14 protein-coding genes are annotated in these 14,737 nt (G+C 53.6%); 7 read left to right on the top strand and 7 right to left on the bottom strand.

Annotated elements, in window-relative coordinates; all coding sequences use genetic code 11:
• The first annotated feature begins 76 nt into the window (after positions 1 to 76).
• From NEA10_RS10505 to NEA10_RS10485, 5 genes are all read left to right on the top strand, one after another.
• Positions 77 to 802, top strand: coding sequence for a DUF928 domain-containing protein (locus NEA10_RS10505; RefSeq protein WP_252659577.1), 726 nt, complete (start codon positions 77 to 79; stop codon positions 800 to 802).
• A 192-nt stretch (positions 803 to 994) separates the two neighbouring features.
• The gene (locus NEA10_RS10500; RefSeq protein WP_252659575.1) at positions 995 to 4,051 is read left to right on the top strand and encodes a CHASE2 domain-containing protein; all 3,057 of its coding nucleotides are present in this window, start codon (positions 995 to 997) and stop codon (positions 4,049 to 4,051) included.
• Positions 4,052 to 4,072: 21 nt separating this feature from the next.
• On the top strand, positions 4,073 to 5,884 hold the full coding sequence (locus NEA10_RS10495; RefSeq protein WP_252659565.1) for an N-acetylmuramoyl-L-alanine amidase: 1,812 nt from the start codon (positions 4,073 to 4,075) through the stop codon (positions 5,882 to 5,884).
• Positions 5,885 to 5,988: 104 nt separating this feature from the next.
• Positions 5,989 to 6,474, top strand: a complete 486-nt coding sequence (locus NEA10_RS10490) for a tellurite resistance TerB family protein (protein ID WP_252659555.1) — start codon at positions 5,989 to 5,991, stop codon at positions 6,472 to 6,474.
• Between the two features lie 72 nt (positions 6,475 to 6,546).
• Positions 6,547 to 6,891, top strand: a complete 345-nt coding sequence (locus NEA10_RS10485; RefSeq protein ID WP_252659553.1) for a rhodanese-like domain-containing protein — start codon at positions 6,547 to 6,549, stop codon at positions 6,889 to 6,891.
• 10 nt (positions 6,892 to 6,901) lie between these two features.
• On the opposite strand, the gene NEA10_RS10480 is transcribed toward NEA10_RS10485, so the two are convergent.
• Together NEA10_RS10480 and holA are read right to left on the bottom strand one after the other, a co-directional pair.
• Positions 6,902 to 7,366 (bottom strand): DUF4168 domain-containing protein, encoded by a 465-nt coding sequence (locus tag NEA10_RS10480; protein ID WP_252659536.1) that lies wholly within the window; start codon positions 7,364 to 7,366, stop codon positions 6,902 to 6,904.
• A gap of 39 nt (positions 7,367 to 7,405) precedes the next feature.
• A complete protein-coding gene (gene holA / locus NEA10_RS10475; RefSeq protein ID WP_252659534.1) occupies positions 7,406 to 8,383 on the bottom strand; it encodes a DNA polymerase III subunit delta in 978 nt (325 codons plus the stop codon).
• A gap of 126 nt (positions 8,384 to 8,509) precedes the next feature.
• On the opposite strand from holA, the gene NEA10_RS10470 reads away from it, so the two are divergent.
• Positions 8,510 to 8,890: a hypothetical protein gene (locus NEA10_RS10470; protein WP_252659524.1), complete on the top strand. Its 381-nt coding sequence runs from the start codon at positions 8,510 to 8,512 to the stop codon at positions 8,888 to 8,890.
• Here NEA10_RS10470 and NEA10_RS10465 read toward each other — a convergent pair.
• Positions 8,851 to 9,258: a thiol-disulfide oxidoreductase DCC family protein gene (locus NEA10_RS10465; protein WP_252659522.1), complete on the bottom strand. Its 408-nt coding sequence runs from the start codon at positions 9,256 to 9,258 to the stop codon at positions 8,851 to 8,853. The two genes, NEA10_RS10470 and NEA10_RS10465, sit on opposite strands and share 40 nt — an antisense overlap.
• 62 nt (positions 9,259 to 9,320) lie before the next feature.
• On the opposite strand from NEA10_RS10465, the gene NEA10_RS10460 reads away from it, so the two are divergent.
• The gene (locus tag NEA10_RS10460) at positions 9,321 to 10,310 is read left to right on the top strand and encodes a carbohydrate kinase family protein (RefSeq protein ID WP_252659515.1); all 990 of its coding nucleotides are present in this window, start codon (positions 9,321 to 9,323) and stop codon (positions 10,308 to 10,310) included.
• An 89-nt stretch (positions 10,311 to 10,399) separates the two neighbouring features.
• Here NEA10_RS10460 and cynS read toward each other — a convergent pair whose 3' ends face one another.
• The 4 genes from cynS to NEA10_RS10440 all read right to left on the bottom strand — a co-directional run bounded on the left by cynS (position 10,400) and on the right by NEA10_RS10440 (position 14,271).
• On the bottom strand, positions 10,400 to 10,843 hold the full coding sequence (gene cynS, locus NEA10_RS10455; RefSeq protein WP_252659513.1) for a cyanase: 444 nt from the start codon (positions 10,841 to 10,843) through the stop codon (positions 10,400 to 10,402).
• Positions 10,844 to 10,981: 138 nt separating this feature from the next.
• Positions 10,982 to 11,866 (bottom strand): ABC transporter ATP-binding protein, encoded by an 885-nt coding sequence (locus NEA10_RS10450; RefSeq protein ID WP_252659503.1) that lies wholly within the window; start codon positions 11,864 to 11,866, stop codon positions 10,982 to 10,984.
• On the bottom strand, positions 11,863 to 12,708 hold the full coding sequence (locus tag NEA10_RS10445) for an ABC transporter permease (RefSeq protein ID WP_252659501.1): 846 nt from the start codon (positions 12,706 to 12,708) through the stop codon (positions 11,863 to 11,865). The genes NEA10_RS10450 and NEA10_RS10445 overlap by 4 nt, the downstream gene beginning before the upstream one ends.
• A gap of 66 nt (positions 12,709 to 12,774) precedes the next feature.
• Entirely contained in the window at positions 12,775 to 14,271 is a 1,497-nt protein-coding gene (locus NEA10_RS10440; protein ID WP_252659493.1) for an ABC transporter substrate-binding protein, read from the bottom strand.
• Positions 14,272 to 14,737: the final 466 nt, after the last annotated feature.

Here is a 14,737-nt window from a genome sequence, read left to right as displayed (position 1 = left end):
TTGCGAAATTCCCCAAATACTATGTTAATTAGGAAGTATACCGACAACGACTTTCATTCAATCCCGAGGTCAAATCATGAAGTCTATTTCACAAGTCTCTCGCTATTTGCTAGCGACCTTATCCCTGACAACAGTCTTTGGGGTAGCAGCGCCGTCTGTGTTAGGGGTGAGCTTTAGCACACCCGATGGGGTCGCTGGAACACCACGAACCCGGACCGGTGGCGGAGCTAGCCGGACCGATGGCCAGTGTTTAGTCGGTCAAGAGAACCTCTCAGCCGTGCGTCCACTTCTGCCCAACTTTGAACGAGTCTTAACCGTATCGGAACATCCCTCGTTCTTTGTGTCCGTTCCTGAAACCACCGCTCAGACCGGTTCTTTTAGCTTACAGGATGGTAATGGTGACTTACATTACCGAACCAGCGTAGATTTGCCCGCACAGGGCGGAATCGTCCAGATCACCTTGCCCCAAGAGTATCCTGAAATTGCCTTAGGGGAAGATTATTCCTGGTACTTTGAAGTCCATTGTGTATCGGAATTTGATCCGAATAATCCCACCATTGAGGGAACCGTGTACCGTTTACCCGTTAACGAGTCCCTAGGGGATGCCCTAACCGGTGCCGAGACCGCTGTGGACATCGCCGAGGTGTATGGGGAATTTGGCATTTGGTATGATGCTCTCACCACCCTGGCCAACGCCTATCAGAGCAAGCCCGGAAATGACATCATTGCCGAAAACTGGAATCAACTCTTAACCTCTGTCGGTTTGGAAGCGTTAAGTCAACAGTCATTAAACCTTGACTAATTTACAAGTAGGGGCGAAAAATCTTTCGCAAGGGGCAAAAATCTTTCGCCCCTACGTCATCAGGGATTGAAAAACAACGAGTCAGGGGCACAGGGACTCCTGGAAAGAAATCGGGAGCCCCTGTGTTCTCAACTGTTAGGATAGGCATCAGGAGGATGGCACACTGAACAAAATGCTTATCTGAAATCGTCTATGGGATCTCGATACGCCAAACTAAAGCGACGGCGCCTTCGGGTTAAGCTGTGGCGATGGCGATTTATCCTGATGACCCCGGCGTTAGTCGGGGCCCTGTTTATCCTCGGACAGATTTTAGGTCTATTTCGCCCTTGGGAATGGACAGTTCGGGATCAACTCTTTCGTTTGCGTCCTCAGGAACCCCTGAAGTCTCGGTTAGTCATTGTCGCCATTGACGAAGCCGATATTGTAGAAGTTGGACAATGGCCCATGCCCGATACGGTGTTGGGTCAGGTGCTGCGCCGGATTGACGAAGCCAACCCAGCCGCAATTGGTTTAGATTTATATCGAGATCTACCGGTTGAACCGGGACATGAGGAGCTAGTTGAGGTCTTTGAGACGACCCCAAACCTTTTTGGTGTAGAAAAATTAATTGGTAATCCTGTCGCCCCGCCACCTGCGTTAGATGCAGCCGGGCGGGTGGGGATTTCTGATGTTCTCCCGGATGCCGATGGTAAGATTCGCCGCGCTATTCTCTCGGCGGAGGATGAGCAAGGCAATTCTCGGTTGGGCCTAGGGGTGGTGTTAGCGTTGCATTACCTGGAACAACAGGACATTCGCTTACAAGCCGTTGATGAATCACGAGGACATCTAAAACTGGGTCAGGCCCGCTTTTTTCCCATTACCCTAGAGGTTGGGGATTATTTTGCCGATGAGATTGGCGGCTACCAAATCCCTCTGAATTATTACAGTCAGACCTTTGAAACCGTTGGACTAACCGAGGTGCTCACGGGGGCCGTCCCGCCTGAACAATTCCGCGATCGCATTGTTCTGATTGGTCCGCTAGCCCCGAGCCTCAATGACTTTTTCTATACTCCCTACAGTAGTAACCTCAGCCAAGATCCGCCACAAATGGCTGGGGTAGAGATTCACGCCAATATCATCAGTCAAACCCTCGCCGCTGCCCTTGACGGTCGTCCCCTGTTGCGACTTTGGCACCGTCATGCCATTTGGGGCTGGATTCTCCTCTGGTCTGGGTTTGGGGCTTTTAGCACAGGTCATTTGCTCTTCTGGGCGAGAGCCCGAGGCTATAACCTAGGATTGTTAGCCTCACTCATCACCATCACCGCTGGAGTGGGTAGCCTCAGCCTCATCACCTATCTCAGCTTTCTCTGGGGTTGGCTTTCCCCCATCGTCCTTCCGAGCCTGGCCCTATCCACCACCTCTATTATCATCGTCAATAGTCAGAACCTCTGGGAACTGCGCCGAGCCAACGGCAAACTCAAACGCTCCTCCATACATCTGGCCCGTCGCGTTGAGGAACGAACCGCAGAACTTCAGATAGCCCTGAAAGCCGCCGAAGCCGCCACCGTCGCGAAGGGAGAGTTTTTGGCTAACATGAGCCATGAAATCCGCACCCCCATGAACGGGGTGATTGGCATGACTGATTTACTGCTCGTTACCCAGTTGACCCCGGAACAAGAGGATTTTCTAAGAACCATCCGCAGTAGTGGTGAAAGTCTGCTGGCGATCGTCAATGATATTCTTGACTTCTCGAAACTCGAAGCCGGCCGCATGGAACTTGAGTCAATTCCCTTTCATCTCAAAGGCTGTATAACTGATGTCACCCGCTTACTCTACGCCAAAGCTCAGAGCAAAGGATTAGAACTGCGGGTTGAGATTGACGAGACAATTCCCAGCTATATTCAGGGAGATCCGACCCGGTTACGACAAATTTTCATCAACTTAGCCGGGAATGCCATTAAATTCACCGCCCAGGGGTCTGTCACGCTGCGAGCCGACTATGCCGATTGTTGCCCTCCATCGCTAGCCCCCTCCACCCCAATTTGGCTGCGCTTTAGCGTCACAGATACCGGCATTGGTATCGCCCCGGAACAGCAACACAAACTGTTTCAATCCTTTTCTCAGGTGGATGCGTCTACCACTCGTCAATATGGGGGAACTGGGTTAGGATTAGCCATTTGTAAACAGTTAACCCAGTTAATGAGGGGAGAGATTGGCGTTGAGAGTCAATGGGGCCAGGGAGCTACATTTTGGTTTACGGCGGGCTTCCAGGTGCCGGAAGAGATCGAGTCCGTGATAGAGGACCCAGTGGAGGTGCCCTTACTCGTTCCTCAAGCTAGGCCAACGGTTTCTAGCCCAGCACCATCTCCTCAGAACGGCTTCAACAGCTCTGTCAACGGCATCGTCCCCAACACCGCTAAAATTCTAGTGGTGGACGATACCCCGGTGAATCAGAAAGTGGTTCGTAATCAACTCAAGCTCATCGGCTATGTGAATGTCCACTGTGTGGATCATGGCCAGATGGCTCTCGATCGCCTGGCCCAAGAATCGTTTGATGTCATCCTTATGGACTGTCAGATGCCTGTCCTTGATGGCTATGATACAACCCGTTGTATCCGCCAAGAGTATGGCGATCGCCCCCCCATTATTGCCATGACGGCCCATGCGTTAGACGGGGAACGGGAGAAATGTTTGGCGGCGGGGATGGACGATTACATCACCAAACCCGTTAAACGAGAGCGTCTGGCGCAAATCTTAGCCAGTTGGCTCCCGGAGGCATCGCTAGATAGTCCCACAGACTGCGAAAACCCGTCTAGTGGCTCTGCCTCTCCCTCAGAAAACTCCTTAAAAATGGCTTCTGGAGGGAATCCCCCTCTCGTTGACATGGAACAACTGATGCTCATCACCGGGGGAGATTCCGAGTTTCAGCAGGAACTGCTCGAAACCTTTTCCGAAGATGCACTCAAATCGATTGAGGTGATGAAAGAGGTTCTAGACGTTCAGGATTGGGAACACCTCTATCGCCTGGCCCACAAACTCAAAGGAGCCAGCAGTAGTGCAGCAGTTTTACGAGTTCCCGACCTAGCCGCAGAGGTAGAGTCCCAGGTGAAACATTACTATGGAGCGAGTTCGAACCATAATGCCCTTGGCAATGGAGCCGCGTCGGTGACTCAGATGGACGTTGATGTCTGCCAACTGCGTTATCTTGTTGAAACCATGGAGTCGACGCTAAAACAACTCCGGTCTAAAGTGGAACAACGTTTCCTCTAAGATCTGCTGTTGAGCTCCTCAATGATGCCCTTATTTCTCAAGTCAGCCCCCCGACGCCATCATCGCGGTCTGTCGGGGCTAGTCTTTGTCTTGTCCTCATGTACTATGGTCATAGCCGCCAGTTCAGCGCGGGCTGAATCTTCCCTGCATCTGTCATATCCTCCAGATCATCATGAAACCTTCGCCGATCGCATTTTCATGATCGGCACCGCTGACCCGAATCAACCCGTTTTAATCAATGGGGAGTCGATTTATCGCTCCCCGGCTGGACATTTTGCCCCTAGCGTTCCCCTAGAGATTGGAGAGAATGTGATTGACGTGCAGGTGGGCGATCGCCGAGTTCAACGCCGTGTCATTCGCCTCTCCCGCGCTCCCAACTTCCCCGACGATGGGTTTGGCTTTGCTGAAAACTCCCTGGAACCGGCGGTTGATATCACACGCCAGGTGGGGGAGTTGGTCTGTTTTACCGCTTTGGCCCCCGCTGCTGATTTTGAGGCCTCCGTCAGCCTTGGTAACCGTCAGATTCCCCTGCTTCCTGAGAGAAATGGCAGTGAGTTACCTGGCAATGCAGCGGTGCTGACGGGAGAAAACCAGCCTCAAACGGTGATGGCCACCCGGTATCAGGGCTGTTATCGTTTTGAAACAACAGGGAGCTGGGGACAACCCGTATTTGAACTGCGGCGGGGCGATCGCCGCCTGCGAGAAACCGCCTCAGGACGTGTCGAGATTCGCCCGGCCCATGTCAGTCCCCTGCCAGTGGCGCGGATTATCAATTCAGAAGCCGTCTCACGCACCGGCCCGGGAACCAGCTATTCTCGTCTAACCCCCATTCCCGAGGGAGTACAAGCGGCGATTACGGGGGAAGAAGGGGACTGGCTGCGTCTGGATTATGGGGTTTGGGTGAATCGAGGGGAAGTCGAAGTCCAGGAGGCGGGACAACCTCCCCAGGGGGTGATTCGTAGTATTAGTAGCCGTCAACGGGGCGATCGCACTGAGATTCACTTTCCCCTCAACCGTCGAGTTCCCCCTGAAGTCCAGCAAGAAGGGCGACGATTCCGCCTCACCCTGCATAACACCACCGCCCAAACAGATTTAATCGCCTTCAACGCCAATCCTGCCATTCGCAGTATGACCTGGCAGCCGTTAGGGGGCGATCGGGTGCAATATACCTTTGAGATGACCTCCCCCCAGCAGTGGGGTTACGATCTACGCTATGACAACACCACCCTGGTGCTAACCCTACGACATCCCCCCGAGATTAACCCCAGTCAACCCCTAACGGGAACCACCATTTTCATTGATCCAGGCCATGGCGGCCCTGAAGATTTAGGGGCCACTAGCCCCACGGGAACGCGGGAAAAAGAACCCGCCCTCACCGTCAGTTTGCGGCTGCGAGATGAGCTAGAACGGCGGGGTGCAAGGGTGGTTATGGCCCGGGAAACGGATATTGATGTGGGGTTACGGGAACGGATGGATATGATTCAAAAAGCTGAACCTACTCTGGCTCTGAGTATTCACTACAACGCCCTCCCCGACAGTGGCGACGCTGAAAACACTGCCGGAATTGGCACCTTTTGGTATCACCCCCAGGCTGAAGATTTAGCCATTTTTCTCTACCGTCACCTGGTGGAAGACCTCAATCGCCCGGAATATGGGGTGTTTTGGGCTAACTTCGCCCTAACTCGTCCTCAAATTGCTCCCTCTGTCCTTTTGGAATTGGGCTTTATGATTAACCCCGATGAGTATGAGTGGATTATGGACGAACAGGAACAGCAACGGTTAGCAGTTTCCCTGGCCCAAGGGATTGAAGCCTGGCTGGCCCAGCAACCCTAAAGTTTTTTAAATCCTGAGGTCAGGGAACGGCGATCGCATGTTAACGTCTTGACAGTCCCCCGTTCCCTGTTCCCTATCCCCTATTCCCTATTCCCTTCCTCATAATGCCCATTCAACCCCCCGCTCCCCCACCGATTTCTCCCCGCCAGATGAACCTGCTGCGGATTGTCGCGGCCATGGCCTGGGCTGACGGAGAACTGGCTCAAGAAGAGGTTGAGGTGATGCTCAGCCGTTTTAGTGAACTCTTCGCCAAAAGTCCCGAGCAACGACAGAAGTTACGGGAGGATTTGCAGGCGTATTGTATTCAAAACATTCCGCTGGAAGACTTGGTCCCCAAGTTACAGAGTGACGACGAGCGGGAATTGGTCCTACGTTTAGGCTACGAGGTGATTGCTTCTAGTTCCCGAACCCCCGATGAGCCGAAAATCAATGAAGAGGAGGCAACGGCTTATCAAAAACTGCGGGAATTACTCGGGTTGCCGGAAGCTAAAGTGAAAGAAATCGAAGCGAAAGAGTTTTCATTTGATTCCGATGATCCATCTCTGGTTGAAAGTTTGGGAGAATCCCTCCAAGACTTTTTCCAAGATTAAGAGTTTGTCTTTGGTTAGCCTTTGATAAACGGTCATGACTCATTGTTCGTTACTTACCCTGTAAAACCCTCTATGGTTGAGTCTGTTAAATCTATTGATGTTAATGAATTGGTGCGGCGTTTAGCATCAGAAACACACCCCCCCCAATTAATTGATGTTCGGGAGCCAGAGGAGGTGGCGATCGCCGCTCTGGAGGGATTTGAAAACTTGCCCCTCAGTCAGTCTCAAGCCTGGATTCCCAAAATTTTGGAGCGTTTCGATCCGGAGGTAGAAACCTACGTGTTATGTCACCATGGAATCCGCTCGGCTTATGCCTGTCAATGGCTAGAGTCCCAAGGATTTAAAAAGGTCTTCAACATTGCGGGAGGAATTGACTCCTACTCCCTCACCATTGACCGCTCGGTTCCTCGGTACTAGGGATTTTCGTTTAACCCTCCTGTTGCTGTTGTAATTGCACTAACCGCTGCATGACCTGATTTTCGAGTAGGGGATCTTGGCGAATGCGATCGCGCATCTCATTAAACTCCTCGACGGTCATATTTTGCGCCTCAATAATCTCAGCAACGCGATCGCAGTAGTTGACAAGTCCCCGCCGTAGGTTGCGTGAAAACCCGCGAACACTCTCCGGTTGGTCGCAACGAACCTCTTGCAGGGCCGGCCGTTCGTTCTCAGGTACATTATCCAAAATTTCTCGGGCACTGGCCTGGCGTTGTTGTTCGATTTGCGACAGGCTAGTCGCATACGCATCAAGCCATGTTTCTGAGGGAGCTTCAGTGCCTACTTCGGGAGTGTTTCCGTTGGAGGCATTCCCCCCACAGCCACTGAGAAGTGTGAGTAGGGTGATACTTGTAGCGCTAAGAATGATTGATGAAACAGACAATCGTGGAACCATAGTCAGTCTGAGACGTAAGGGCAAGAACATCCGGGTTAGCTATCGTCGACAAACCCGGCATAATTCTATCACCTTCATTTGAAGAGTGGCGATCGCATCCCCACCACTCTTCAACTGCGTCTCCAACCCTAATAAAATCGGCAAAGTTTGCTCTAACTGTGCCAGGGAAATACGACTCACCTCTTGCCGTAAAAAGTAAATGCGTTTGGGATTTCCCACCTCCGCTGCTTGGGCAATTGCTTTCTCATCTCGCTCTCGCAGCTCTATCATCAATTTGACCCACAGCCAAGTGCGAAATTGTCCAATCAACGTCGCCGAAATCACAATCGGAACCTCATTTCGGGCAATTAAATCATCCACTAAGCTCAAGGCCGTGGCCGTATCCCCTTGAAGAATCGTTTTCGCCAGTTGTAAACTGGTTTGGGTGGTGGTTGTTACTAACGCCTCCACAGCGGCCACTCCCACCTGTTGCTCTCCCACAAACAGTTTCAATTTCTCCAGTTCCGTCACCAACTGGCGGGTATTATTCCCCACCGCCTCCGCCAGCCGTTCCGCCGCCGCTGGGGCGATGGCAATGTCCAGGCTACGGGCCACCTCGCGAACCCGACGAATCAGAAGGTCAGTTTTCCAGGGAGGAATCGGGGAAAATTCCTGAAACTGTGCCAGCTTTTTCAAGAGTTTGGTAGATTTCAGCCGCTGATCTGGTTTCTTGCGACTCGTCAGCAGCAAAACGGATGTATCAGGGAGTTGGGGCAGGGTGCGTTCCAGATTTTTCTGGATGTCTTGGGAACACTGTTGCAGAATCGGCGTGTTGTCCAACCAAACCAACCGTTGTCCACCGCCAAAGGGAGGTGTCATGGCTTGATTTAACCCCTCAATGGCAGCATCTGGGGTATCGGCCGCGATTTTATCGAAGTTAAAGGAACCCCAAGCCGGATCAAGACTGCGATCGCGCAACTCCTGAACGGCGCGATCGCAAGCAAACTCATCCTCTCCCCAATAGACATAAATCGCCATAACTCAGCAAATGATGCACGAAGACTCGTCAACTTGACCACAATCGATAAAATATAATCTGCACTGTTCCATCACCATTGCATCACGACCGGGCCTCGGCCACCTCAACAGGATACCAACGTCACTATGCTCGATTTCAGCCATCTCGCGGAACTGTCCCGTCTCCATTGTCTGGGCATCTGCGCCTTCCTCGTTCCCAGTAACCTGCTAGCCACCCTAACCACCCTGGGGGTCGTTGGCATGGAAAAACCCCCCTATATCAAGCGATTATCCGCCGCTCTGGCGACGATTCTCGCCGTGACCATGATTCTTCATGTCTGGACTTGGTTTGCCGTCGGTGTCGTCCAAGCCCCCACCTTCATTTTATTGAGTCTAGCCACCGTCTGTTTAGGCCTGAACGGTCTAGCCCTGGCCGTCCCTCATCCCGTTGTTCTGGGCTATCGTTGGTTACGACGGTTGTGGCATCGTTATTCAGAGGCATCAGCGGTCAAGTCAGGGGGATATTGAGAGCCATAGGTACGGTCTCGGCGGCCGAACCAATCATAGCGATTATCCCGCACTTGCTCATAGACCCCATCACCCAAATTCTTCAGGCCCGGCAACTTGCGATAGGCCTGAACAAACACCTCCCCAGCCGGCAGTCGTCGCCCAATTTCCTCAGCCGCCGCCGTTCCCTGCCAACGTTCTTGAGGATTGTCAGGGTTGAGTAGAATCATGCCCAACTCACAGCCTTGAGGCGTAATCCCAAACCGAGACAGCACCCGTTCATCCTGCATCGGCAGATAGCGAAAGCGATCGCCCCTATCCAAAGATTCGAGAAGTCTCACCAACGTCACACAGAGATTACAATTCCCATCAAAAATTACCAACATCATTGCCTATTGCCTATTGCTAGCTTGCCTGTTCCCTGTTTCCATCGTCTCTCCAATTATTACCCATGGCCCCCACCATCCTCTGCTTAGGAGAAATCCTCTTAGACTGCTTAGCCGATCAGATTGGCAAGCCTTATGATGCCGTTGAATCTTGGACAGCCTATCCCGGGGGGGCGCCCGCTAACGTCGCCTGTGGTTTAGTGAAACTGGGAACTTCAGCCGGATTCATTGGCTGCATTGGCGACGACAAACCCGGACATCAACTGAGCCAAGTCTTGCAAGAGGTGGGGGTTGACATCAGTGGGGTTCAGCGACACCCCCATGCACCCACCCGACAGGTGTATGTTGTACGGCGGGAGGATGGCGATCGCGAATTTGCCGGATTTGGGGGACTCAACAGTGCCGACTTTGCCGATACTCGCCTCGATGCTAGGCAAATTCCCGAATCCCTGTTTATGGAGGCCGAGTATTTGGTGATGGGAACTCTGGAACTGGCCTATTCTCCATGCCAAGAGGCGATCGCCCATTGTCGAGACTTAGCCCAACAGCATGGAGTCCAAGTCTTGATTGATGTGAACTGGCGGCCGGTGTTTTGGCAGGATGTTGAGTCAGCAAAGGCGACGATTCGCAAGGCGATCGCCGATGTAGATCTACTAAAACTCGCCGAGGAAGAGGCGGATTTTCTCTTTAATACTCAGGGGGTGACGGAGGTGGCCACACAACTCCCAGGGGTCAATCGGCTGATCATTACTCGGGGCGATCGCGGCTGTAGTTATTGTTTTGGGGATGTGGTGGGGGACATTGAGGCTTTCCCGGTGACCGTACAGGACACCACGGGGGCAGGAGACGGCTTTGTGGCCGGATTCCTACATCAACTTCAAAAACATGGCGTTGATGCCCTCCATGACCCTGAGAACGCCCGTAACATCATGACCTATGCCAGTGCCGTGGGGGCATTAACAGCCACCAAGCCTGGGGCGATCGCGGCTCAACCCACGGCCGAAGAGGTACAACAGTTTTATTTAGTAGAGAGGGGGGAAAGAAAGGGCTGTTGACGCTAGCCAACAGCCCAGAGATTGCGCGGGTGAAGGGCATGGGGTAGGAGTTGTCGGTGCCCATCAGCATCAGTGGGCATCCATAGCTCCTACCACTTCTTATAGGGCAGGAACTTGCCGCTCATGATCACCTTGACGCGATCGCCCTTGGGATCTTCTTCTCTTTCCACATCCAGGGTGAAGTCGATGGCGCTCATGATGCCGTCGCCAAACTTTTCATGGACAACGGCTTTGATGGGCATCCCGTAGACTTGCATGATTTCGTAGAAGCGGTAGATTAGGGGGTCGGTGGGTACCACGGGATCTAGGCCACCTTTCACCGGGCATTCGGTGAGGGGTTCAATCAGAGAAGAGTCAGCTCCGATAGCTTCAATGATTTTGGTGGCTTCTTCCACTGAGGCGCTGGCCTGACGGTAGAACACCGAGGCAATCCAAACCTCGTCGCAGCCGATTTTAGCTTCTAGGTCAGCAAAGCTGAGGCCCGATGCTTTCTTGGCAGCTAATAGCGTCTCGGTAATTGCAGGAACGGTCATGATAAAACCTCTTAAACTACGTTAACTCGGTCAAATGTTTTGCTCTTGGCCCTTACCCCCCGCCCTTCTCCCCCAGGGAGAAGGAGGACAGAATAGCACAGTTCACGTCCCTGAGCGACGGGGAGGGAGATTAGCGGCCTACCGCTGGATGCGGGCTTCCTCGACGGCGCGGGTTTCGCGGTAGAGGTGGCTCTCCATCTCGGCCTTAAGGTCGTGGTAGAGGGGGTGCTGCTCGATGGTTTCGCGCTTACGCGGACGGGGGAAGGGGACCTCCAGGATTTCGTCGATGCGGGCGGCGGGGCCACGGGTCATCATAATGATGCGATCGCTCAGCAACAGGGCCTCTTCAATGCTGTGGGTAATCATGATGACCGTTTTGCGCTGCTGTTCCCAAATGCGTTCCACTTCCTCCTGTAAAAAGCCGCGAGTCAGGGCATCCAGGGCACCAAATGGCTCATCCATCAGCAGAATTTGCGGATTGATGGCCAAGGCGCGGGCAATACCAACTCGTTGGCGCATTCCGCCGGATAGCTCGTGGGGGTGCTTCTTTTCGGCCCCGGCTAGGCCGACGAGCTGAATATGCTCTTTAATAATGCGATCGCGGTTTTTCTTGGACATCTTCGGATTAACGGTTTCCACCGCAAACCGTAGATTCTCCTCCACCGTCATCCAGGGCATCAGGGCGTAGTTTTGGAAGACCATACCCCGGTCTGGCCCTGGCCCAGTAATGGGGTAACCATTCAGCAGGATTTCGCCGCCGGAGATGGAACTTAGCCCTGCAATCATATTCAGCAGGGTGGACTTGCCGCAACCGGAGGGGCCAATGATGGAGACAAAGGTGTTGGGTTCAATCTCCAGGTTGATGTCTTCGATGGCCACAAAATTGCGGCGAGCCTTACCCGTTAGCTTGCTAAACAGATCCTTTTTGCCTGGAAAGACCTTAGTCACGTTGCGGATGGAGAGCTGGGCAGTTTGCGATCGCACCGCCGAAGGCTCAGTAATGTTTGTAGGAGCAAGACTCATGAGTTTCGACCAAATGCAACAAATTTTTCTAGAGCAGCGAACAGGCTATCGAGAATTAACCCCGTCAAGCCGATGATGAGAATAGCCACCAGAATGTTGGGAATCGATAGGTTGTTCCACTCGTTCCAGATGAAGAAGCCCATCCCGCTACCTAGCAGCATTTCCGCCGCCACAATCACCAGCCAGGCAATCCCCATGCTGATCCGCAGCCCTGAAATAATGTTGGGTAGCGCCGCTGGAATAATCACCTTAAAGATGGTGCGTAGCCGGGATGCCCCCAGGGTATCGGCTACCTCTAGATAATCTCTGTTGACGTTGGCCACCCCAAAGGCGGTGTTGATCAGGGTGGGCCAAATGCTGGAGATCAAGATAATGAAGATGCCCGTTTTTCCAGAGTCCCGCAACAGGTACAGACCTAGGGGTAACCAGGCCAGGGGCGACACCGGCTTCAGCAGTTGGATATAGGGATTGAAGGCCTTCAGAGCGACGGGGGAAATACCAATCAAAATGCCCAGGGGCACCGCCAGCAGCGACGCGGCAATGTAGCCAATGGCCACCCGGCGCAGGCTAATCAGCAAGTTCCAGCCAATCCCTAAATCGTTGGGGCCGTTATTGAAAAACGGATTAGAAATCCACCACCACAGTTCACTCAAAGTCTCGGTGGCGGTGGGTACCCCCCGCACAAACCAGTCAAATCGCGCCCCCACTTCCCACAGCAACAGGAACAAACCCAGGGATAGGGCAAACAACCCTGCTGCCCTGACATTTTCACTTTTCCACCAGGGAGCCTTGGTTAGGGAAGGAACCAAGTCTGCCGAGGTAGCCGTAGAGCTTGCAGCCATAACAGAACCTCACTATACATAGAACACAAGAGATCGAAACTAGGCGTCAGTCAAGTTTTGGAAACACTACACGCCAAAGGTATCAATCTGGGACTGAACGTAGGCTGCTGGATCCGAGGGGTCAAAGGTATCAAAGGCTAGCTGCTCCTCCCGTGAGTTTTCAGCAGGCGGATTTTGCCCCAGCTCCTCAGCAAGCTCCCGCGCTAGGTCAGTCAGGAAGATCTCTTCGCCAATGCTGTTAAAGGTGTCGCTGGTGATCACCTCAGAGACTCGGCCGTCGCCCTGCAAGTCCCAGCGCAGCAGTTGGGAGGAAATCCACTTGGCAAAGCTCTGCCAGGGATGGGGGTCAAAGTCGATGCGATCGGGCACCGATTGAGTGTTGCCCAAGCCATCCTCAAAGTTACCCGTCAGCACTGCTTCCACCACCTCCTGGGGCTGGTTGAGGTAGGCCCGACCGGAGATCGCCGCCGCAATTTCAGCCCGGTTGCCCGGATCGCGAGCATAGCCCGCCGCCTCAAGGATGGCCTTGTTCAGGGCGCGGAAGGAGTTGGGGTTAGCTTCAATCCAGTTATCGCTGGCGGTGAAGGCACAGCAGGGATGACCATTCCATAGATCTTTGGTGAGCATATAGATAAAGCCCGCTTCCTCAAATACCGCCCGCTGGTTAAAGGGATCCGGCATCAACATGGCATCAATGTCCCCCGCGATGAGCTGGGCGATGCTGTCCGGGGGGGGCACTGGGCGAATTTGCACATCGGTATCAGGGTTGAGGCCGCCTGTAGCCAGATAGTAGCGAATCAGCAGGTTGTGCATGGAGTAGGGAAAGGGGACTCCAATGATGAAGCCTCGGAAATCCTCAGGGCCGTTGACGTTGCCCCGGTGCCGCTCAGCGATGGTGATGGCCTGACCATTGATGTTCTGGATACTGGCCAGCCGCACGCCAAAGGTGGGAGACCCCAACCCTAGGGTCATGGCGATGGGCATGGGGGCCAGCATGTGGTAGGCGTCCAGTTCTCCAGCAATGGCCGAGTCACGCACTGCCCCCCAGCTTGGCATTCTCACGGTGGTAGCGTTGAAACCATAGCGCTCATAGAAACCCAGGGGGTCCGACATGATGATCGGCGTGGCACAGGTGATGGGGATGAAGCCCACCTGAATATCGGTCTTTTCTAGAGCGCTCGGATCGATAGGAGCATCCGCTGCATCCTGGGTCGCAGGGTCACCGTTGCCTCCACAGCTTGCTAGGGTCACCAGTGCCGCTCCCACGGCCATGTTGCGCAGGAACTCCCGCCGGGTGGTCCCGCTATTGCGAATGGAGTCGGCAAAGAACAGCCCCGCCTGGGGGCCAAAGGCGGCTGCAAAGGCATTCTCCAGACCCCCCGCCTGCTTGCACAGCGCCAGAATCAGCTTCTCTCGCTGAGGATCGCCGCGCCCCACCTGCTTTAGGAATAGTGCCTTACGTAGCTCGTGGGCATTCACCCGATCCGCCGCCCGCAACTGGCTGTCCTTGTACAGTCCCATTTTGATCAGGTCATCCACCATGTCCACTGGATCCTGGGGCATGGTTTGCATGAACAGTGAGTGATCGGCGGAAAAGTGCATGGTGCCACAGTCCTGGCAGGGCTGACCGGGCAGCATCAGGGACGAAGAGGTACAGCCCAGGCTGCCCCAGTCACTGAGCGACTTTGCTACAGCTGAAATAACCATGTATGGATATATTTTAATGAGACCAAAACCTTTTCCCAAGCAGCCCAAGGGCTTTATTTAACGGTGAGGTTTCCAGTCCCCGCCCTAGGGTGTGTCATCAAAATACGCCAGATGACGGATGTGGCCATGTAAATAGCGCTGGGAAAAGTTTTCGCCACCCTATCACAGCCGGTGGCGAAGGCTTGGTCGTATTTGATACCGTTTTTCAAACGTTATGCCGCAGATAGCTGTAGTAGATTTAGTAGATTTGATCGATACAGCACGGCCTCGACAAATAGGGATTGTCGAGGCCGTTACGCCCACCCAGCCGTTCGAGCTGGGC

The sequence above is a fragment of the Phormidium yuhuli AB48 genome (genome assembly GCF_023983615.1).
GTDB classification, from domain to species: Bacteria; Cyanobacteriota; Cyanobacteriia; order Cyanobacteriales; family Geitlerinemataceae; genus Sodalinema; species Sodalinema yuhuli.
Note: the sequence above shows the minus strand (reverse complement) of the source record. Positions and strands in the feature narration are given on the sequence as shown.